A 21,797-nucleotide genomic window follows, 5' to 3' on the forward strand; every position below is an offset into this window, starting at 1 on the left:
GATGTCGTAAAACATAGTATTTTTTTTACAAATAAAAAAAAAAAAAAAATCGTTAATTTTAGAAAGGAGTCAAAATGAAAATTAGAACCCGTTATGCACCTTCGCCAACAGGTTTTTTACACATTGGTGGTGCAAGAACCGCGCTTTTTAATTATTTATTCGCAAAACATAATAACGGTGATTTTATTTTGCGAATCGAAGACAGTGATAATTCACGAAATGTTGAAGGTGGTGAAAGATCGCAAATCGAAAATTTGTTATGACTAGGAATCGAACCTGATGAAAAACCTGGTTCAATTACGGAATTTGGACCTTATCGACAATCAGAAAAATTAAAACGCTATCAAAAATTAGCAGAAAATCTTGTTGAAAAAGGTTTTGCCTATTATGCTTTTGAAAATGCTGTTGAGTTAGAACAACAAAAAAAAGAACAAGCAGATAAAGGTATTTTTAGTTTCCGTTATGACCGAAATTGGCTAAAAATTTCTGATTCTGAAAAAGAAAAAAGAAAAAAGAACAACGAGTTTGTGATAAGATTTAAGGTTGAAACTGATAAAGACTATTGCTGAAACGATTTAGTTCGCGGTCAAATTTGCTTTACTGGTTCCTCAATCAGCGATTGAGTTATTATAAAATCCGATGGTTTTCCAACTTATAATTTTGCTGTTGTTGTTGATGATTTTGATATGAAAATCAGTCATATTTTCCGTGGTGAGGAACATATTTCAAACACACCAAAGCAAATAGCAGTTTATGAAGCATTTTCGTGAAAAATTCCAGAATTTGGGCATTTAACCATAATCACAGATAAAAATGGGAAAAAACTTTCAAAACGTGATAAAAGTATGTTCCATTTTATTGAAGATTATAAAAATCAAGGCTATCATAATCACGCTGTTTTTAATTTTCTTGCACTTTTAGGTTGGACTAGCGCTGATTCAAAAGAATTTTTTAATAAAAAAGGTTTAATTGACGCTTTTGATTATCGTCGACTTTCAAAGGCGCCTTCATTTTTTGATATTGAAAAATTAAATTGATTTTCTAAATCATACATTTCAAAAATGGAAATTGATGAAATTATAAGCAAATTAGAACTTGGGAAAGACGCAAATTGAAATCGTCTTTTTATTGACGCTTATCAAAAAAGTGCTGTAAAATACAGTGATTTTTATAAAAATTTAGATTTATTCTTAAAACCTAGCGAATCAATTCCCCTTGAAATTGCCCAAAAATTAGAAGAAGTTAATCAAAAACCAATTGAAGTTTTCGCTAAAAAAATTGACTTTAGTGATTGAAATGTGACAAAAATTGAGGGATTAATTAAGCAAATTTCCTTTGAACTTAAAATTAAAGGTAAAGAATTATTATTGCCAATTAGATTAGCGACAACCTGAACAATTTCAGGACCTGAATTAGCGAAGGCGATTTGACTTTTTGGATCAGAAATAATTAAAAAAAGGCTATCAAAATGAAGGTAAAATTTTTTTCTGGCATTAAAACAGATGGCGAAGTTAAAAAAATGGTTGAATTTATTAACGATATCACTATCACAAAAGAAAAAATAGACAATGTTGAAACCGATGTGTTTGAAATGTTAAACCCTGAAAATAATACAATGATAAGATTGGAAATTTTTGGGGAAAATTTGACTGTTTTTTCAGGAGAAAACACTTTATTTTTTGAACTAAATAAGGAAATTGATAACATTTTTTACAATAACACAGTTGAAACTAAAGTTGCTACAGTTTTAAATAAACTTGATATTAAACCTAAGTCTGTTTCTATTGAATATGATCTTTTGTTAAAAAATGAAGAACCAACCCCAAATGCTAAAATTGCCACTTATACTAGCGATTTGGAGTTTATAGATGATTAACATTGTCTTATTTCAACCCGAAATTGGTCCTAATACTGGGAATATCATTCGTTCTTGTTTTGTTTTGAATATGAAATTACATATAATCAAGCCAATCGCTTTTGATTTAGATCCAAAACATCTAAAACGTCCAGCTGCAGGAATTTTGCTTTCGGATATAGAGCATGAAATTTATGAAAATTGACAAGATTTTATAATAAAATATGGCAAAGAAAATCTTTATTTCATTACCCGTTATGGTAAAAAAATTTATACTGATGTTAATTACAATGAAGAAATAAATGAAAAAAGCAATATTTTTCTTGTTTTTGGTCGAGAATCAACAGGAATTCCTGTTGAAATTTTGAAAAAAAATAAAGAAAAATGTTTAAGAATTCCAATGGTAGCAAAGGCTCGTTCCTTAAATCTTGCAAATACAGTTGTAATTGTTGCTTATGAAGTTTATCGTCAATTAGATTTTCAAGATCTATCACGTTTCGAGGTTCAAAAAGGAAAAAATTATCTTGATAAAAATTAAGGAAATAAACTCTTTAAATAACTCAAATTTAAAAGAAATAATTAAGCTAAAATCAAAAAAATACCGTAATTTATTGCATAAATTTATTGTTGAAGGTTTTAAAGAAATTGAAATAGGAAGCAAAAATAATTTGCTCAAAACTATAATAACAACAAAAGAAAATTTTGAAAAATATAGAAAATTTGGAACTGATTTTATTTTAGTGACTGAAAAAATTCTTGAAAAGTTATCACAATATGAAAGTCCAAGCGATGGAATTGCAGTTTGTAATTTTAAACCACAGCCAGAAATTGACTTTTTTTTGAACTCAAAGCGGTTAATAATTCTTGAAAATATTCAAGATCCAGGAAATTTAGGTACAATTATTCGAAATTCTGTTAGTTTTGGTTTTGATATTGTCTATTCGGGCGTGAATCTTTACAATTTTAAAACAATTTCAGCATCAAAAGGTGCTATTTTCAATGCAAATATCTACTTTTTTAAAGATATTTTGGATTTTTTTAATTATAAATTAACACAAGAAATTATCATAACTTCATTGGAAAATGGTGCAAAAAATTTAGACACTTTTAAAATTGATGCTAAAAAATCATATGCCTTAATTTTTGGTAACGAAGGACAAGGGGTCTCAAAAACACTAGGTAAGTTTGCAAAACACAAAATTTATATTCCAATAAATTTTGAATCATTAAATGTTGCAAGTGCACACGCAATTTTTTGCCATTTTTTTAGACTTAAATAAAAAAAAAAAAAAAAATGGCAGAGGTGACAGGAGTCGAACCCGCAACATACGGGGTTGAAGCCCGTTGTTCTACCATTGAACTACACCTCTAAACCATAAATATTATACCACGTTTTATTAAAAATAATATATTATTTAATTAAATTATGAACACAAATTCCAATAAATCGGTAAAAATTAAAGACTTTTTATACTTTTTATGATTTACAATGAAAATTTCTTTAATTTCTTTTGGTGGCGGTAACTCTTTAATGCCAATAATTTTTAGTTATGCCGTCACCAAAAAACAGTGAATTTCAAAAAAAGACTTTGATGAAGGTTTGATTTTAACAAACTTATTACCTGGTCCGTCGGTTGTCCAAATGCTTTCCTTAATTGGAATCAAAAGATTAGGCGTTATTCGCGGAGTTTTAGCGACTATTTTAGGAATTTTGCCGCACCTTTTATTATTTTTAGCTCTAATTTATGCGCTTAAATTTTTGCCAAAAAGGTATTTGATTGTTCTGAATTTAGCGATTTTCTCGACAATTATTGGTATTTTATTAGGTTTTTCTTATATTTATTGGAAAAACGATAGAAAATCATTAAATTCTGCTATTTATTTTACTATTTTACTATTTAGTTTTATCTATAGTTTTTTCGTTCCAAGCCCATATAATTTAGCACTAGTACCGATTTTTGCAGTTATTTTTATCTATTCAGTTTGATTTTTTATAAAAAAACGAAAAAAAAAGCATGATATTACTAATTAGTTTAGCGATTCTTGGGCTTGTTTTAATTAGTTTGCTTGTTTTTGGCGGCGGACAAGTTTTTATGCCAGTCTTTAATTGGTTTTGATTACTTCTTGGCGAATTAGGGATGAATATTAATCAAGAACAAATCAACGAAATTTTCACTGTTGCAAATTCAACACCAGGAGTTTTGTCAATAAAATTGGCAGTAATGACAGGTTTTTTAATAGGTAATTTTGGAATTATCGGTTGGATTTTATCAATTATTTTCCTGATTGCCTTTATTTTTCCAGCAATTTTTTTAATTATTTTTTGATTAAAAATTGCAAAACGTGTTGAAGCAAAAAATAGCATTTTTTGAACTAATTTGGTAAAAGTTTTCCGACCTGCAATCATCGGAATTATTTTAGCATTGGCCTTTCAATTATTTGTCAATTTAATTTTAGTAAATTACACTTTTAATTCCAATCACGGTTATGTTTTGACAAAAGAAGTTAACGAATTTTTGCAGGGATGAAGATTTTGAGTTTTTATTTTATTCGCTTTTTTTTGGACTATAATAGTTTTTATTCTCTATTTAAGAAAAACAAATCTCTTCTTATTAATAATTATCGGAGTTTCACTTGCGCTAATTAGTCTTCAACCTTGACTTTAAGGAATTTTATGTACAGAAATCGAAAGTTTTACCATAAAAAAGATTATTTTATTGACTATGAAAATCAGGTTTTAATTTTAGAACCTTCATTTCACCAAAAATTACTAAATAAAAAATTCGGATTTAACACTGGATTTAAAAAAGTTGGTGGAACTTTGATTGGCGAAGTTCTCGGCATTGATAATTTTAGTTCTCCATTTCGTGCTTTTGTTAAAATTTCAAAACTTGATATGCCAATTTTAGACACAAAATATATTGATGCTGGAGTTGCAATCGAACCACTTGTTATTAAAGCGATTTCTGAAAAGTTAAATGTAAAAATCGAAACTTTTCCACCCGAAAAATTTAACTATGATTATTTCAAAGAAGATCCAATTATTGGTGGAATTCCTGATGGGTTTATTCAAAAAACCAACACGATAATTGAAATAAAAACAACAGGAATAAAAAATTTTATAAAATGGGGAAATAAAGGTGAAAATTTACCACAAAAGTATATAAAGCAAGCACAATTATATTCTTTTTTAAAAAAAGCAAAAAAATACGCAATTGTCGCTACTTTTTTAGAAGAATCTGACTATAAAAACCCTAGTGAATTTCCTATCAAAAACCGCCATATCAAAGCTTATAGTTTCGACGTTAATGAAAATCAAGTTCTTGATGACATTGAAAAAATCAAAAAATGATACAATTATTATACAAAATTAGGCACTTCTCCAAAATTTAACCCAGTTACTGATGCGCAAATTTTAGAATACCTAAGTTGTGAAAACGAAGAACAGTGAAAAATTCTTTGGGAAAAATGGACAGAATCAATCGCCACGGAAAATCAGTAATTTTGAAAGTCGATTATGGAATCATATTCTAATGTTTATTTACGGAAAAATATTTTAATAATTGTTTCGGAAATGACAAAAATTGTCAATGATGCAATTAAAGTTCATCAAATTGATAACATTAATTCGTTAATTTTAGCCAGTGCAATTAATGTTTTTGGCCCACTTTCGCGGTTAATTAAAGAAAAAAATGGCGGATATACAGTCACAGTTAAGTCTGAAAATTTAGAATCATTAATTATCGAAACAAACAAAAACGGACAAATTCGTGCTAGTATTAACAGTAAAAACTTCGAAATTTCAAGAGATTTTTTTAAAAAATACAGTGTAAATCAATTATTAAGTTCATTTATAACTAATTCTGGTTTTTTAAAAATTAGTAGATTTAATGATAGAAAAATTTATTCTGGTCAAGTTGAGTTGCAAGTTGGCGATTTTATTAGTGATTTAGCTTTTTATTTTCATCAGTCACAACAAACAAAGTCGGTAATAAAAAACTTAATAAAAATAAATGATGAACTAAAAATTACAAAGGCACAATCTCTAATTATTCAACTTTTACCAGGTTATCAGTCTGATGAAATTGAAGAAGTTGAAAAATGACTTGCAAACAAAAAGATCTATGATTTTATAGACTTTTTTAAAAATTTTAACCTAATCGAGAATCAAAATTGAACCTATTTTTGCAATTGTGTAAATAAAAATTTTGAAAAAAATTTGAACCTGCTAACCGAAAAAGAAGTTGATAATTTAATTGAAAATTATCAAAAAATTGAATTTAAATGTAATTTTTGCGGAAAAAGTCAATGATTTACGAAAAAAGATTGACTTTTTGTACAAAAACCTTTTAGTATCGCAACAGTTGAGTCGCTAACTGGTGGTGCGCTTGCTGCTGAAATTGTAAAAACCGCTGGTGCAAGTCAATTTTTTGCTGGCGGACTTGTTTGTTATCAAAATCGAATTAAAGAACAAATTGGAATCGATACAACAAACGGAGTCACTAATGCAGAAACAGCTTTAAAAATGGCTGACTACGGTTTAAATTTTTTCAAAACTAAATATGCAATTAGTTTGACAGGCAATGCGGGCCCAGGAATCCAAGATGGAAAATTAGGACAAGTTTTTATTGCTTTGAATAATAAAGTTTGAGAGATGAATTTTCAAGGTTCACGTTCTGAAATAATTAAAGCAACTATTGAATTTGCTGCTAAAAAAATAAACGAAATTAGAGAAAATACGGTAAAAATATAGATTTTTGAAAATTTTTTCAAAAATCTAATAAAATTTAGTAACTAAAATTATTTTCCTTTTTCCTTAGGTGCTAAATAATGGTAAAATTTAATTGAATTTAACTTTTAAACTATTCTTTTTAAAGGAAAAAGAACTAGATTTTAATAATTGCAGAAAATAGTAGTAATTTAATACAAATTTTACCTTTTTTCATTTTTTAAAAAAAATTTAGATAATTTAATTTATAATTATGTTAAATTTATGAATAAATAATTAAGGATTAATATTAATGATAACACGTGAATTTTTACCTAAAAGTGCTGAACTCAAAATAAAATTAACTGCTGATCCCGAAAAGTGAAACTCTTTTTACGAAAAAGCAGAAAAAAAACAAGCAGAAAAAGTGTCTTTACGTGGTTTTCGAAAAGGGAAAGTTCCTCTAGAAAAAGCACGTCCACTTCTAAACCCTGAAGCAATTTTTGAATTAGCACTTCGAATGTATCTTCCTGAACTTGAAAAACAAGCTTTTTCAAACGTAATTGATAGTGATAATGTTATTGAATCACCAATTTTTAACATTGTTAATATGGATAGAAATAATTTGGAAATCGAATTTCTCTACCCAGTTTATCCAGAAATTAAATTAGCAAATTATCAAAACCTTAAAACTAAATATTATGTTAAAGAGGCAACAGCAGAAGATATTGAGGCGCAAAAACAAAAACTTTTAGAATCAAAAGGAAAATTTGTTAGTGTTGAGCGTCCTGTAAAAATGGGTGATGTTATTAATTTTGACTTTAAAGGTTTTATTGACGAGCAACCTTTTGAAGGTGGAGAAGCCGAGGATTTTGAACTTCGTATAGGTTCAAATAGTTTTATTAAGGGTTTTGAAGAGCAATTAATTGGTCTTGAAATCAAAAAAGAAGCCGATATTAACGTTACTTTTCCTGCAGATTATCACGTTCCTGCCTATGCTAATAAACACGCACGTTTCCATATTAAAATTAATAAAATTAAGGAAAATCAACCTGCTAAATTGACAAATGAGTTTGTAGCTTCTTTAAAAATAAAAGATGTTGAGACAATTAGTCAGTTAGAGTTATACTTAAGCGATCTTACAAAACGTGAAAATATCGAGCGTGCAAGAGTTGAGTTTCAAAAAAATGCCCTTGCTGAAATTGTTGAACAAGTTGAAATTCCACTTGCAAGTAAATTAATTTTTGCTGAAGTTAATCGGCTTAGAGAAACATTTCATTCAACATTAACTCAACAAGGTTTTACACTTGAGGAATATTGTCGAATTACTAAATTTTCAGAGGAAGATATTAGCAAACAATTAGAAACTGAAGCAAAAAAATTATTGAAAAATTCGTTTGTTTTTGCCGAAATTGCAAAATTAGAAGGTCTTGTTCCAACGCAACAAGATTATGATGATCAAATTGAAAAATTATCTAAATTTACTGGTAAATCAGTTGAAGAGTTAAAAGAAACTATCCCTCATAGCGAAATCCAAATCAATATAACAAATAAAAAAGTTATTGATAGATTAATTGAACTTAATACTGAAGGCAAAGAACCGGTTTCTAGGGGAAAAACTAAAGAAGAAAAAGTGGAAGAAAACAAATAAGAATCTGATAAAATAGGAAAAAAATCAACTGAAACCATAGTAGAGAAAGTTAAAACTGAACAAAAAGAAGAAAAATTAAATGAGTAAATAAAATTAAAATCTAAACTATTTTTTAGCTTAGATTTTTACGGTTTTTTCTTGCAAAAACTAGTAAAAAACTTATTTTAGGAGGTTTTGTGTCCAAGTTTGCACGTTTTTTATCAACAGTCTTAGCTGTTGTTATCGGAAATATTGTTTTATTTGCAATAATAATTGGTACTTTGTACTTTTTATTTAAAAAGCAAATTGAAAATTTCCAAATTGATAAAATTACAAAAACAATTAGTGATGTTCAAGAAGCTGTTGGTAAATTTGATTCTGAACAACTCAAAAAATTTCAAGAAGGATTTGATAAATTTTCAAGTTTAGATATTGACTCTTTAAAAACTCAACTTGAAAATGTTAAGGATTTATCTCAAAAATTAGATGAGGCAATAAAGGAAATAAAGAAAATTCAAAATAATAGTCAAAGCGCATCTACAGCCGTTTCCCAAGCTGTTTCAACTTCGCACATTTTTGAATTTACTAATAACTTAAAATTAATCCAAAATTTTAAAATTTACTAATTTACCTTTTCTTTATTTTAATCATAACCATAAAGTTTCTTTTTATAAATTGCCCGAAAATCAAAGTCTTTAATTTTTTCCTCAATGACAGTCAATCAATTTTCAATTGTTTTATTCGAGTTATAAATTTCGTTAAATACATCGTTTTTAAGAATTAAATCTTGTTCTTTTAGCGAATACAAACCCGATCTTTTTATAAACAAGTCAAAAGTTTTATATTCTTTTTTATATAAATTAATAGCTTTTGTTAGTTTTTCAAATTCTTCTTTTGAACCTTTAATTACATCTTTTCGTGTGTGATATTCGTTAGAATAAAACCAAGAATCACCGTGCAAACCTGCAGGAAAGAGTTTTGGTTCGGTTCCTTCGCGTAAAAAAATGTCTTTTTCTAATTGATAAATCATATTTTTATAATAAATTCTTAATGATTCATATTTCCCTAAATAAACTAGATCATAAAATGGTGTGATACCGATTCAATAAAAAATATTTTCACCATCATGGTATAAAAAAATAAAATTGTGCAAAGCAAGTTGCGGAACTCACAATGTATCGCCAGTGACACAGTGTGAATACTGATTATTTAGTCAAAAAGTTGGTTTTTTTGAATCGATTTGTTCAATTATTTCCTGATGAATTCCATATTCTGAACCACCAAAGTAGAAAATTTCAAACTTTTCTTTGTTTAGCATAACTCAACTTGAAACAATTAATCAATCAGGGTTTGCTAAATATTCATCAATTAAAGTATGTTCAGGACCAAAAAACATCTGTAAAAGATAGAAAAATTCTAACTTATTTGTTCATAAATTTAGATCATTAAAATATTCAATTCCCTTTTTACCAAAAAGTTCATAGCAATGCTGCTTGTATTCTTGACCGAATTTATCAAGCCAGCTTAGGATATATTTCTCGCGATTTTCAATGTTTAGATTAACTTTTTTTATGTTGTATTTTGCAAATTTTTGCAAAATATTTTCATAAGTTTCTAATGTTCTTACATTATAAGCCAATTTATACTTGTTTTTTAGTCCAGTTTTTCTTATTTTTTCAAGTTGTTTTTCAACTTTTTCACCTAAATATGGCTTGTTTTTTTCGAAAAATTTACTATTATAATGATAGCGATTTGTTAAAAAATCAAAAATTTTTTCTTGATGATTTTCGATATTTTTCGGTTTTGCAAACGGAATTAGTTCTTCAATTTCCTTAATTATTAAGTCTTCGACTTCTTTTCTTTTTTCAAGTGAAGAAAATCCGTGCGTTAAATCCTTAGGGAAAGCAATTGAATATTGGCATTTTGCTGGATTTTCAAAATCTTCAAGAGCGATAACAACTTTTGACCAACCTTGTCAATTTTCTTGAATATTAGTTATTTTTTTTGAAAAAATATCGTTAAAATCTGCATCTTTTGATCAATTAGCATCAATAAATTTTTTAATTTTTTCTTCATAAAAACTATATTTTTCAAGCGATTTTACAATAAAAGTTGCATTTCTTATCTCATCTAGATAAAGATGGTAAATATTTTCATCTTTTTTATATTGTAAAGCAATTAGATCCTCGATTGCATTGTTTACATATTCGCCCGAATCATCGAAAAAACCCAAATACTGAACCACATTGATAAATATATCAAGTTGTGGACTTGTAAATTTAGAAAGTCTTTCAAATTTATATTCATAAATATGTTTTAATTCTGGAATAGTGCAGGAATCCCAAAGATTAAAATTTATATCTTGTGTTGAGATAAATTTGGACTTATTTATGAAAATGTAATCTGAATTTTCTAGTTTTTCTTTAATTTTTTCCAACATATTTACCCTCCAATTGCTTTAGGGTTTCCATATAAGAAATGAGTTCTTTCATATGATTTTCTTAAGTTCAATTTTTGCTGTAAAATTTTTTTATTTGTTCCCCTATTTTCACCAAAAATCATCATTTCTCTACGAACATGAAAATAATCAAACATTACATTTTTAGGATGACCCTTTTTATTTATTGTTTTGCCTTCAATTTCTATCACTTTGTTTTTATTTTCGTCTAATGAAATACTTATTTCTTCCTTTCCAGAAGGCAGCGGTGGAATAATATCAGTTAAACTATTTTCCTTAATTGAATATCATTCTTTTCCAAAATCACCATCATCATTTAAATAACCGTTAGTTATTTGACTAAAACCCAAAATTGTATTTAAAGTTGTAGCTGTTGCAGTTGCCAATTCAAACATTTGGTCGCGACTTTGAGAGTAAAAATCAACATATTTTCCAAATTTTTCAGGTAGAGATTTGTTAAGCGAAGAATAAACACCAAGATCTGTTATTTTTGACAGAAAAATATCTGCAAACAATCTATACCTGAGTTTCCCAGTTACAAACGCTTAATTATAAAAGATCTCCTAATTTAGGTGATCTTTTTAGAACTTAACGTTATTTCATAACAATTTTTTCGACTTATAACCCGGATTTTTGTCAAACATTACTAGCAAAATACATTTCTAGTCGCTTTTCATTTTTGATTAGAGGTTATTATGCATTTACAAATCAGGTTTTTTACTATAAAACTAAAAAAGAATAACTTTTTTAACATTTTTATTATTAAAATAATTACATCATAATTGTTATGAAAGGTTAGTATTTTTTTCTTATTATTTTTTAAAACAAATCCTTATTTGTTAGTGTTTTTTGATATTTACAAATTAATTATACCACTAACTGGGAAACTCAGGAAACACCAAGATCTGTTATTTTTGACAGAAAAATATCTGCAAACAATCTATAATTGACAGCAAAGATTCACGCAAGATAAAAATTAATTTCTTGACTACTTATAATAACAGACCCTGTCAAATCTGAAAGATATGCAAGATGGATTCCATCAAATTTTTTAAGTTGTTCTTCATCTGAAACAACTTAAAAAGTGATCGTCTTTGCGGCAGCAATTGCTTCGTCTTTTTTGATTGGTTTATCTTTTTTAAACACATCATCAGCTTCAATTTTTTCAATATAACCAACAGATTGCCCTCAACTACCTAGACCACCAAAAACATTATCAGCAGGTATTGAATCGGCAATACTTTTTCCAACTTCATGTAAAGCATAGGTTCCTGTGGCCGCAATAATTGCCCCACCAATTGCTCAAACAATCGCTGGAATCGCAAAAAAGAAAGTTTTTTCAATTTTTTTATATTTAACTAAAGCATCAAAATCAAGATCATAACCACGAAAAACAAGGTGTGGAGTCTTGTTTTTTAAGTAGATTTTTCCTATTTCATTAAAAATTTTTAATTCTTTACTATTAACTAAAACTTCACCATTTGGTTTAACTATCAAATTAAAATATTGATCATTATTGATTTTTAAATTAGTAGAAGTTTGTTGAATTAGACTAAAAGATTTTTTTAATTTAGATTCAATTATTAAGTTTTGGCCATCTTCTTGGACACTTTTTAGTTCTAGAAAATCACTAAAATTAGCGATTTTCTTATTATAATTTTCATCAAAATCGCGATTTAAAACATTAAAATTTTGTTTTAAAATTGTTTTCTGTTGGTAAGTTAAGGGGATTATCGTTGATAAACTAAGTGCGCTAAAAGCAAAAAAATTAGCTATATATTTAAGGATTTTGATTTTCCTTTTCATTATTCACCTAAAAACTAATATTTTTTGTTTTAATTAGATCAAAAATCACTTTTATCACAACAAATATTAGAGTTAATTTTACAACAATAAAACAAAAATTTTAAAAATTTTATAAAAACTAATTCGAATTTAGGAATTCTTTTATTTGATTTGAAGGAATGAAAAACGAGATACCTTGGACTGGTTTTTCGTTTACAAGTCGTGATGTCATTATTCCGATAACTTTATTTTTACTATTTAAAACAGGGCCGCCACTATTTCCTGGTTCGATTGTTATATTACTTCGAACAAAAATACCTTCATTTTCTAACTTATTAGTGCCCGAAACAATTCCTTTGTTAATTGTAAGACCAAGATTATGCGGGTTTCCGATTGTAAAAATTTCTTCACCGTAGTTAAAATTTGTTTCTAATTCAAGATTTTTAGATTTTGACTTTAATTCCAAACTTAATATGTCATATTTTTTTGAAATATTAATAATTTTAGATTTAGTATAATCTTTTTCGTTTGCAAAACGGTAAAAAATATCGGTTTTATCGGCATCATCAAGAATGTGCTTGTTTGTGATGATCATATTATCCAAAACAAAACCAGTTGCATAAAAGTTTTGTTCATTTTTTTTAATTTTAATTTCAACAATTGAATTTAAAAGATTATCCAAGTTAATTTTATAACTTAAATTAACTTTTTGATTTGCTAGCAAGGTAATGTTTGCAACTAATAATCCAAAATTTATGCTTAAAAACAAACCTATCAAACTATATTTTTTGTTCAATTTTTTCATTTTTCATTTAAAACTTTCACAAAAGACAGAAAAAAATTTTTATGTTCAAAGTTGAATCTAAGGTTAGTTAAAATTTTTCTATTTTAGATAAATTTTAAATTTTTTTCAAAAATACAACATTTTTAACATATTTTTGAAAAAAATTTATTATATGCTAAAATTTTAAAAACAATGCTTCATTAACTGTTAAAATTATAATTATTTATTAAAAAAAAAGGAAATTTAATGAAGAAATAAATTAGTAGAAAAAAATGAGACACACCAAGAGAGGTGTGTTTTTTTATGAAACAAAATAAATTTTCAATTAATGAAAAAATCAAATATATCAAAATCGCTGAATCGCAAGGATTCAAAAGTGCGACTATACATTTTGCAAACGAGTTTCGTGAAATTTATAAAAATAAATCAGTTAATAAAAAATCGCAAAAAGAGGGTTTTTTACAGACATATGCGAATAATTTAATTCGAAACTGACAAAAAAAGTATTATAATTATGGTATGAACGGATTAATTAGCACACGTGGTAAAAATAAATCACCACGTAAGTCAAAAAAACAATACACAATTAACGATCTTTCGGAAAATGACCGCGGAATTTATCAAGAAATAATGGAAAACGTCCTTAGAAGATACGGGATTGATCCTGCAATTGTAATGGACGAACTTAAAAAGCGAAAACAAGAAGCAGAAAAAGATAAGGATCAAATCGAAAATTCAACAAGACTTTGCAGCGTTTTAAAAGTTAATCGCACATCGATTTATCGCAAAATAAAGGTGAAAAAATCACCAAAAGAAATGGTATACAGTAAAGAATTACTTGATTGAATTCTTGAAAGTTTTAATTTTAACAGAAAAGTAAAAGGTCGAGATAATTTGTATAATGTATACAAAAATCAAGGAAATAATATAAGCACATATGTTTTTCAAAAACACTATGAACATTTAGGGATAAAATCGATTGCTTACAAAAAACAAGGTAAAAATGCGCCAAAAGAAGCTAAATTTTCGCGGATTTGAGCCGAAGATCATATCAAAGGACAATTTGAATCTAAAAATTTTGGTGAAAAATGATTTGCTGATATTAAATTTATAAGAATTGGCGATGATTTTTATTTTTTGCATTCAATAATTGAAACAAAATCTAATTATTTGCTAAATTTTTCAATTTCCAAGACTAGATTTTCAGAAGAAACAATAAAATTAGTAAAAGAAACAATCAAAAAACACAAAATTACACCTAAATTTTTCCATTCAGATCATGGAGTTGAATATGCTAACCACCGATTTGCTCAATTTTTAAAAGAAAACAACATTCAACAATCAATGTCGCCAAAAGGAAACGCGCTTGCAAACCGCCCGATTGAATACTTTTATGCTATTTTACAAAGAGAATACTTGAATGTTGAGGGTAAAATTTTTGAAAACCTTGAAGATGCCCATCAAAAAATCAGCTCATTTGTTAAATGATACAATAAAACTAGAGTGCAAAGTTGCCTTTCATATTTGAGTCCAAATTCTCATTTTGAACAATTTGGTGCTCAAAAAAATTTTCACAATTTTGGAGAATAAAAAATAATAAAAATTTGTTTTAAAAATAATTAAAAATAATGATGTGTCTCATTTTCCTATACTAACTTAATTTAATGAAGAAACGACTGAAATTTTTTAAATTTATTGTAAATATTATCGCATTTTCTTCAATAACTGTAAGTGTTTTTGCACCACTTTGGCACTTTCAAAATACAAAAAATCATTCAGATTTTAAAGTACAAACTCGTGATTTAAACATACCAAATTCAAAAAAACTTGTAAATTTCAAAGATTTAGTGCAAATTACTTCAACTACAAACGAACAAAATTCATTAATTATTAACGCCAATATTGAAAAAAACGGAATACAAATAAACAAGACAAGCACTAAATCTGATGTTCCTAATTTTGATGATATAAAAATCAAAATTAATCAAAATGGCGATGTAATTTTGAATAGTCTTTCGCTTGAAATTTTTAACAAAAAAGCTATTCTGTATTTTGAAGATGGAAAACCAAAACTAAAATTTGAAAATCATATTGTTGATTTTGAAGAATTACTAAAACCAACTCGAGTTGAAAAAACCTTCTTTTTCTTACTACCTTTTATTCCATTTATTGCAAAAGCTGTAGCGGCTGTAGTTGCAACAGTTGCCGTTACAACAGTAGCAGTTAAAATGCCAGATATCGTTAGTGATATTGGTAGATGAATTGATAGCGGCACTAGAAGCCGCTATGAGTCAAATAATAGCGAAATCATTTCAAAAACTGAAAGTTCAATTGTTGTTGATTTAGATAGTCTACCAAGAGAAGAAGGTGAATCTAAAATTAGGACAAAAGAAAAAACAGAATCAAAAACAAAAACAAAAGCAAAAGCAAATGTTATAACCCTTTCTATTGTAAAAGACAAGAAAAGTTTACAGAAATACAAAGGAATCCATCTTGCTTGATTTTTTAATTTTCATGACAAAGATCTAACACCCCATTTTGTTATTAGTGAACAAGAAATATCAGAAACTCAAGCTTGGGCCTTAGCAGTTGGAAGCTTACTAGCCCAGTCAAAATTAACTCAAATTGTTATTGATAATTTGCTGCCTAGTTCAATAAAAAATAATATTGGTAAAAAAAAGAATGACCGTAAAAATATGAATTTAAAACTAAATTCCCCTGTAGATTTTTACTCAAATAATCGATTAGTTATGCGAACTTTAGCCGAAAAAACAAGAGATACAGCAAATTTTATTTTAGGAAATAGTAGATCAATATCAGATGACAATAATTTAAATAAAAATCACCATTTTTCTAAAAGTCATTTTGTTGTTGGGAATGGTCTAGCAAGAGATCCAATTGATTGAACTAAGCCTGAAAATGTATTTTTCATTCCTGATCCTAAGTCTAAACCAAATAAAGAATACCAAAATGTCTTTTTTCCTAGTTTTCACGTAAGAAGACTAATATTTGAAGATAATTGAGTAGATAGAGATAAAATGCTAAATGTCGAAAAGGTGCACTTTTTATATGGAAATCCACACAGATTTAATGTCTAATGTAAAAAAAAGATTATTAGAATTAAAATATCTAGAAATTGATATTAAAAGTTTTTGTTCAACAAGAAATATATTTTTACATTATGAAAGTTTTTTCGAATGCAATGATTTATTTCGAAGAATACCTAATTTTTTATGAACTTATATTATGGATTTTTGCAGTGGTGCTATCAATCCAATTGAAATAATTATCGGAATAAATTATAAGCAGGAAGATTATGTCTATAATTTAAGATTAGAAGATATTCCAAAAACTGTGTTTTTTTCTAAAGAGCTTAAAAACTTTCATTTTTATGATGATATTAAATGTTTAATTATTAATTGGGAAAACGAAGAATATTGTTTGAAAAATAAAAATCAAAATGAGATAATCACCCCTCAGGTTTATTTTTCAGAAACTATCGATGATTCAAAAGGTAGCGAAATGGTAGTTGTTGGTTTTGAAAACTTTGATGATCTTGAAAAATGTGAGTTTTCAGTTTCTTATCCAGTTGTTTTTCGGCAAATGTTTAAATCAAAAGATAAACTAAAAGAAATTGAAAATTTAATAATCAAAGAAATTCAGGAAAGTGTTCCATATGCAAAACCAAAAAATTTAGAAAATTATCAAGAAAAAATCTTTGATTTTTTATCAAAAAGATATGAATATAATTCAGAATTTGTAGATGTAAATAAGGAATATCTCGGAAAAAATTTAGAAAATATCTACAATAAGCTGCTAAAAAATAACTATCATTTTGGAAAAGAATCGCAAATACATCCAATTAAAAACGTTTTCACTTTTGAAAGTTATCATAATTTACTTGGAAAATTTAAAAAATACGGAATTAAAAAACTTGATTTAAACATTGAAAATAGAGATAAATTTATTCTTAGTTGATTTGATAAATTTGGCGCTGAATACCGGAAGTATTGCACTCAACTTTTTGGTAAAGAAGGTCAGTTTTATTATGATAATTTAAATAAATGAACAAATAAAATTGAATTTATTTACTTATTGCAAATATTATTTGGTCCTAGATATGAAGTTGATCTTGAAAATCTTATTGATCCTGATTATTTTATTTTGGAAAGTTGGGCGAAATTAAAACTTGAAAATTTCCAAATTTTCTATTTTGGCGGTGAAGAATACGGATTTTTTGATGAAATAATTTCGAAATTTGATTCAAAAAAACCTGTTTTTTGGTTTAAACCATATTATCACTTTGCTTATAGAACCGATGTTGGTTGGCTTTCCCCAATTGCATTAAAAAATTTCATTTTATTGTATGTTGATGGCGAAAAAATTTATTATTGATTTTGCCATTCAAATTTATATGATGATATCTATCAAGGAAAATATCAAATTTTAAAATATTATTTTAAAGAAAAATTAGTCAAACTAGAAAGAGAAATTTTTCTACGTGATGGTAAAGACCCACAGTTCTTTTTTAATTTGCCTAAAAAAGATTATCCAACTAAAAATTTAATTGAATCATCTATCGCTGAATTGTTTTTGTTTCGAGATGCAGTAGAAAAATTTTTAGAACTACAAGTTGATAAATATACGTATTTTTCGGATTTTATAAAGGATTCAAAAATTTATAACGAACAAGAAAAAGCAATAATTTTAAGGGAAAACTTTGATTTTTCCGATGAGAATAGATATTTTAAAAAAATGGCAAAAATAGACTTTCGCGGAAAATATAGCAAAAAAGCACAAGAGGATGAGAAAATGTTTGCTGAACTTTTTCCTGGTAAGAGGAAACTATATTAAATTTTATAGAAAAAACGAAATGCTAAACATTGAAAAGGTGCACTTTTTATATGGAAATCCACACAGATTTAATGTCTAATGTAAAAAAAAGATTATTAGAATTAAAATATCTAGAAATTGATATTAAAAGTTTTTGTTCAACAAGAAATATATTTTTACATTATGAAAGTTTTTTTGAATGTAATGATTTATTTCGAAGAATACCTAATTTTTTATGAACTTATAATATGGATCTTTGCAATAGTGTTATCAATCCAATTGAGATAATTATCGGGATAAATTATAAGCAGGAAGATTATGTTTATAATTTAAGGTTAGAAGATATTCCAAAAACTGTGTTTTTTTCTAAAGAGCTTAAAAACTTTCATTTTTATGATGATATTAAATGTTTAATTATTAATTGGGAAAACGAAGAATATTGTTTGAAAAATAAAAATCCAAATGAGATAAACACCCCTCAGGTTTATTTTTCAGAAACTATCGATGATTCAAAAGGTAGCGAAATGGTAGTTGCTGCTTTTGAAAACTTTAACGATCTTGAAAAATGTGAATTTTCAATTTCTTATCCAACTATTTTTCGGCAAATGTTTAAATCCAAAAGTGAATTAAGGAAAATTGAAAATTTAATAATCAAAGAAATTCAGGAAAGTGTTCCATATGCAAAACCGAAAAATTTAGAAAATTATCAAGAAAAAATCTTTGATTTTCTATCAAAAAGATATGAATATAATTCAGAATTTGTAGATGTAAATAAGGAATATCTCGGAAAAAATTTAGAAAATATCTACAATTTGTTGTTAAAAGAGAATTATTACTTTGGAAAAGAATCGCAAATACATCCAATTAAAAACGTTTTCACTTTTGAAAGTTATCATAATTTACTTGAAAAATTTAAAAAATACGGAATTAAAAAACTTGATTTAAACATTGAAAATAGAGATAAATTTATTCTTAGTTGATTTGATAAATTTGGCGCTGAATACCGGAAGTATTGCACTCAACTTTTTGGCAAAGAAGGTCAGTTTTATTATGATAATTTAAATAAATGAACAAATAAAATTGAATTTATTTACTTATTGCAAATATTATTTGGTCCTAGATATGAAGATGATCTTGAATATCTTACTGTTCCTGATTATTTTATTTTGGAAAGTTGGGCGAAATTAAAACTTGAAAATTTCCAAATTTTTTACTTTGGCGGTGAAGAATATGGGCTTTTTGATGAAATAATTGCAAAATTTGATTCAAAAAAACCTGTTTTTTGGTTTAAACCATATTATCACTTTGCTTATAGAACCGATGTTGGTTGGCTTTCCCCAATTGCATTAAAAAATTTCATTTTATTGTATGTTGGAGAGGAAAAAATTTATTATTGATTTTGCCATTCAAATTTATATGATGATATCTATCAAGGGAAGTATAAAATTTTAAAATATTATTTTAAAGAAAAATTAGTCAAACTAGAAAGAGAAATTTTTCTACGTGATGGTAAAGACCCACAGTTCTTTTTTAATTTGCCTAAAAAATATTATCTAACTAAAAATTTAATTGAATCATCTATCGGTGAATTGTTTTTATTTCGAGATGCAGTAGAAAAATTTTTAGAACTACAAGTTGATGAATATACGTATTTTTCGGATTTTATAAAGGATTCAAAAATTTATAACGAACAAGAAAAAGCAATAATTTTAAGGGAAAACTTTGATTTTTCTGAGAACTATTATGACGAAAATGACTATTTTGACAAAATCGCGAAAATAGATTTTCGTGGAGTGGGTAGCAAAAAAGCACAGGAGGACGAGGTAATGTTTGCCGAACTTTTTCCTGGTAAGAAACTATATTAAATTTTATAGAAAAACCAAATGCTAAATATTGAAAAGGTGCACTTTTTATATGGAGATCCACACAGATTTAATGTCTAATGCAAAAAAAAGACTATTAATAGAACTAAAATATCTAGAAATTGATATTAAAAGTTTTTGTTCAACCCTAAGAATAATTCCTCATCACGAAGGTTTTTTCGAATGCAATGATTTATTTTGAAGAATACCTAATTTTTTATGAACTTATATTATGGATTTTTGCAGTGGTGCTATCAATCCAATTGAGATAATTATCGGGATAAATTATAAGCAGGAAGATTATGTCTATAATTTAAGATTAGAAGATATTCCAAAAACTGTGTTTTTTTCAAAAGAACTTAAAAACTTTCATTTTTATGATGATATTAAATGTTTAATCGATGATTGGGAAAACGAAGAATATTGTTTGAAAAATAAAAATCAAAATGAGATAATCACCCCTCAGGTTTATTTTTCAGAAACTATCGATGATTCAAAAGATGAGAGAATGGTAGTTGTTGCTTTTGAAAACTTTGATGATCTTGAAAAATGTGAATTTTCAATTTCTTATCCAACTATTTTTCGGCAAATGTTTAAATCAAAAGATAAACTAAAAGAAATTGAAAATTTAATAATCAAAGAAATTCAGGAAAGTGTTCCATATGCAAAACCGAAAAATTTAGAAAATTATCAAGAAAAAATCTTTGATTTTTTATCAAAAAGATATGAATATAATTCAGAATTTGTAGATGTAAATAAGGAATATCTCGGAAAAAATTTAGAAAATATCTACAATTTGTTGTTAAAAGAGAATTATTACTTTGGAAAAGAATCGCAAATACATCCAATTAAAAACGTTTTCACTTTTGAAAGTTATCATAATTTACTTGAAAAATTTAAAAAATACGGAATTAAAAAACTTGATTTAAACATTGAAAACCGGGATAAATTTATTCTTAGTTGATTTGATAAATTTGGTGCTGAATATCGGAAGTATTGCACTCAACTTTTTGGCAAAGAAGGTCAGTTTTATTATGATAATTTAAATAAATGAACAAATAAAATTGAATTTATTTACTTATTGCAAATATTATTTGGTCCTAGATATGAAGTTGATCTTGAAAATCTTATTGATCCTGATTATTTTATTTTGGAAAGTTGGGCGAAATTAAAACTTGAAAATTTCCAAATTTTCTATTTTGGCGGTGAAGAATATGGGCTTTTTGATGAAATAATTTCGAAATTTGATTCAAAAAAACCTGTTTTTTGGTTTAAACCATATTATCACTTTGCTTATAGAACTGATGTTGGTTGACTTTCCCCAACCGCATTAAAAAATTTCATTTTATTGTATGTTGGAGAGGGAAAAATTTATTATTGATTTTGCCATTCAAATTTATATGATGATATCTATCAAGGGAAGTATCAAATTTTAAAATATTATTTTAAAGAAAAGTTAGTTAAACTAGAAAGAGAAATTTTTCTACGTGATGGTAAAGACCCACAGTTCTTTTTTGATTTGCCTAAAAAAGATTATCCAACTAAAAATTTAATTGAATCATCTATCGATGAATTGTTTTTGTTTCGAGATGCAGTAGAAAAATTTTTAGAACTACAAGTTGATAAATATACGTATTTTTCGGATTTTATAAAGGATTCAAAAATTTATAACGAACAAGAAAAAGCAATAATTTTAAGGGAAAACTTTGATTTTTCCGACGAGAATAGATATTTTAAAAAAATGGCAAAAATAGACTTTCGCGGAAAATATAGCAAAAAAGCACAAGAGGATGAGAAAATGTTTGCTGAACTTTTTCCTGGTAAGAGGAAACTATATTAAATTTTATAGAAAAAACGAAATGCTAAACATTGAAAAGGTGCA

At 26.7% G+C, this 21,797-nt stretch carries 19 protein-coding genes and 1 tRNA gene; 15 read left to right on the forward strand and 5 right to left on the reverse strand.

Going from position 1 to position 21,797, the window contains the following annotated elements; genetic code table 4:
* Positions 1-74 precede the first annotated feature (74 nt).
* Genes gltX through MDIS_RS00985 form a run of 4 tightly spaced genes read left to right on the forward strand, consistent with a single transcriptional unit; the run spans position 75 to position 3,135 of the window.
* Entirely contained in the window at positions 75-1,478 is a 1,404-nt protein-coding gene (gltX, locus tag MDIS_RS00970; RefSeq protein WP_044635252.1) for a glutamate--tRNA ligase, read from the forward strand.
* Positions 1,469-1,876 carry a hypothetical protein gene (locus MDIS_RS00975; protein ID WP_044635253.1) on the forward strand — a complete coding sequence of 136 codons (408 nt, stop codon included), beginning with the start codon at positions 1,469-1,471 and terminating at the stop codon, positions 1,874-1,876. The genes gltX and MDIS_RS00975 overlap by 10 nt, the downstream gene beginning before the upstream one ends.
* Positions 1,869-2,393: a tRNA (cytidine(34)-2'-O)-methyltransferase gene (locus tag MDIS_RS00980; RefSeq protein ID WP_044635748.1), complete on the forward strand. Its 525-nt coding sequence runs from the start codon at positions 1,869-1,871 to the stop codon at positions 2,391-2,393. The genes MDIS_RS00975 and MDIS_RS00980 overlap by 8 nt, the downstream gene beginning before the upstream one ends.
* A complete protein-coding gene (locus tag MDIS_RS00985) occupies positions 2,380-3,135 on the forward strand; it encodes a TrmH family RNA methyltransferase (protein ID WP_084217527.1) in 756 nt (251 codons plus the stop codon). Before MDIS_RS00980 ends, MDIS_RS00985 begins: the two co-directional genes overlap by 14 nt.
* Before the next feature lie 15 nt (positions 3,136-3,150).
* Here the strand turns inward: MDIS_RS00985 and MDIS_RS00990 are convergent.
* A tRNA-Trp gene (locus MDIS_RS00990) sits at positions 3,151-3,225 on the reverse strand.
* 56 nt (positions 3,226-3,281) lie between these two features.
* On the opposite strand from MDIS_RS00990, the gene MDIS_RS00995 reads away from it, so the two are divergent.
* The 6 genes from MDIS_RS00995 (at position 3,282) to MDIS_RS04245 (ending at position 8,819) form a co-directional block, all read left to right on the forward strand.
* Positions 3,282-3,887 (forward strand): chromate transporter, encoded by a 606-nt coding sequence (locus MDIS_RS00995; protein ID WP_084217528.1) that lies wholly within the window; start codon positions 3,282-3,284, stop codon positions 3,885-3,887.
* Positions 3,871-4,521 carry a chromate transporter gene (locus MDIS_RS01000; RefSeq protein WP_044635255.1) on the forward strand — a complete coding sequence of 217 codons (651 nt, stop codon included), beginning with the start codon at positions 3,871-3,873 and terminating at the stop codon, positions 4,519-4,521. The genes MDIS_RS00995 and MDIS_RS01000 overlap by 17 nt, the downstream gene beginning before the upstream one ends.
* A gap of 8 nt (positions 4,522-4,529) precedes the next feature.
* Positions 4,530-5,357 (forward strand): MAGa7180 family putative nuclease, encoded by an 828-nt coding sequence (locus MDIS_RS01005; protein WP_044635256.1) that lies wholly within the window; start codon positions 4,530-4,532, stop codon positions 5,355-5,357.
* A gap of 15 nt (positions 5,358-5,372) precedes the next feature.
* Positions 5,373-6,608, forward strand: coding sequence for an Hsp33 family molecular chaperone HslO (locus MDIS_RS01010; protein WP_044635257.1), 1,236 nt, complete (start codon positions 5,373-5,375; stop codon positions 6,606-6,608).
* Positions 6,609-6,876: 268 nt separating this feature from the next.
* On the forward strand, positions 6,877-8,214 hold the full coding sequence (gene tig, locus MDIS_RS01015; RefSeq protein WP_044635258.1) for a trigger factor: 1,338 nt from the start codon (positions 6,877-6,879) through the stop codon (positions 8,212-8,214).
* 176 nt (positions 8,215-8,390) lie between these two features.
* Positions 8,391-8,819, forward strand: coding sequence for a hypothetical protein (locus tag MDIS_RS04245; RefSeq protein ID WP_044635259.1), 429 nt, complete (start codon positions 8,391-8,393; stop codon positions 8,817-8,819).
* Between the two features lie 17 nt (positions 8,820-8,836).
* Here the strand turns inward: MDIS_RS04245 and MDIS_RS01025 are convergent, their stop codons facing one another.
* From MDIS_RS01025 to MDIS_RS01040, 4 genes are all read right to left on the reverse strand, one after another.
* Positions 8,837-10,633: a hypothetical protein gene (locus tag MDIS_RS01025; protein WP_044635260.1), complete on the reverse strand. Its 1,797-nt coding sequence runs from the start codon at positions 10,631-10,633 to the stop codon at positions 8,837-8,839.
* Between the two features lie 2 nt (positions 10,634-10,635).
* Positions 10,636-11,166 carry a hypothetical protein gene (locus tag MDIS_RS01030; RefSeq protein WP_044635261.1) on the reverse strand — a complete coding sequence of 177 codons (531 nt, stop codon included), beginning with the start codon at positions 11,164-11,166 and terminating at the stop codon, positions 10,636-10,638.
* A gap of 562 nt (positions 11,167-11,728) precedes the next feature.
* The gene (locus MDIS_RS01035; RefSeq protein ID WP_044635262.1) at positions 11,729-12,457 is read right to left on the reverse strand and encodes a hypothetical protein; all 729 of its coding nucleotides are present in this window, start codon (positions 12,455-12,457) and stop codon (positions 11,729-11,731) included.
* 118 nt (positions 12,458-12,575) lie between these two features.
* Positions 12,576-13,241, reverse strand: coding sequence for a S1C family serine protease (locus MDIS_RS01040; RefSeq protein ID WP_044635263.1), 666 nt, complete (start codon positions 13,239-13,241; stop codon positions 12,576-12,578).
* 282 nt (positions 13,242-13,523) lie between these two features.
* On the opposite strand from MDIS_RS01040, the gene MDIS_RS01045 reads away from it, so the two are divergent.
* The 5 genes from MDIS_RS01045 (at position 13,524) to MDIS_RS01065 (ending at position 21,755) form a co-directional block, all read left to right on the forward strand.
* Positions 13,524-14,810 (forward strand): IS3 family transposase, encoded by a 1,287-nt coding sequence (locus tag MDIS_RS01045; RefSeq protein ID WP_044635134.1) that lies wholly within the window; start codon positions 13,524-13,526, stop codon positions 14,808-14,810.
* Between the two features lie 74 nt (positions 14,811-14,884).
* On the forward strand, positions 14,885-16,318 hold the full coding sequence (locus MDIS_RS01050; protein ID WP_044635264.1) for a hypothetical protein: 1,434 nt from the start codon (positions 14,885-14,887) through the stop codon (positions 16,316-16,318).
* The gene (locus MDIS_RS01055; protein WP_052506198.1) at positions 16,290-18,074 is read left to right on the forward strand and encodes a hypothetical protein; all 1,785 of its coding nucleotides are present in this window, start codon (positions 16,290-16,292) and stop codon (positions 18,072-18,074) included. The genes MDIS_RS01050 and MDIS_RS01055 overlap by 29 nt, the downstream gene beginning before the upstream one ends.
* 50 nt (positions 18,075-18,124) lie before the next feature.
* A complete protein-coding gene (locus MDIS_RS01060; protein ID WP_052506199.1) occupies positions 18,125-19,918 on the forward strand; it encodes a hypothetical protein in 1,794 nt (597 codons plus the stop codon).
* Positions 19,919-19,967: 49 nt separating this feature from the next.
* The gene (locus MDIS_RS01065) at positions 19,968-21,755 is read left to right on the forward strand and encodes a hypothetical protein (RefSeq protein ID WP_052506200.1); all 1,788 of its coding nucleotides are present in this window, start codon (positions 19,968-19,970) and stop codon (positions 21,753-21,755) included.
* Positions 21,756-21,797 lie beyond the last annotated feature (42 nt).

Source organism: Mesomycoplasma dispar (genome assembly GCF_000941075.1).
GTDB classification, from domain to species: Bacteria; Bacillota_I; Bacilli_A; order Mycoplasmatales; family Metamycoplasmataceae; genus Mesomycoplasma; species Mesomycoplasma dispar.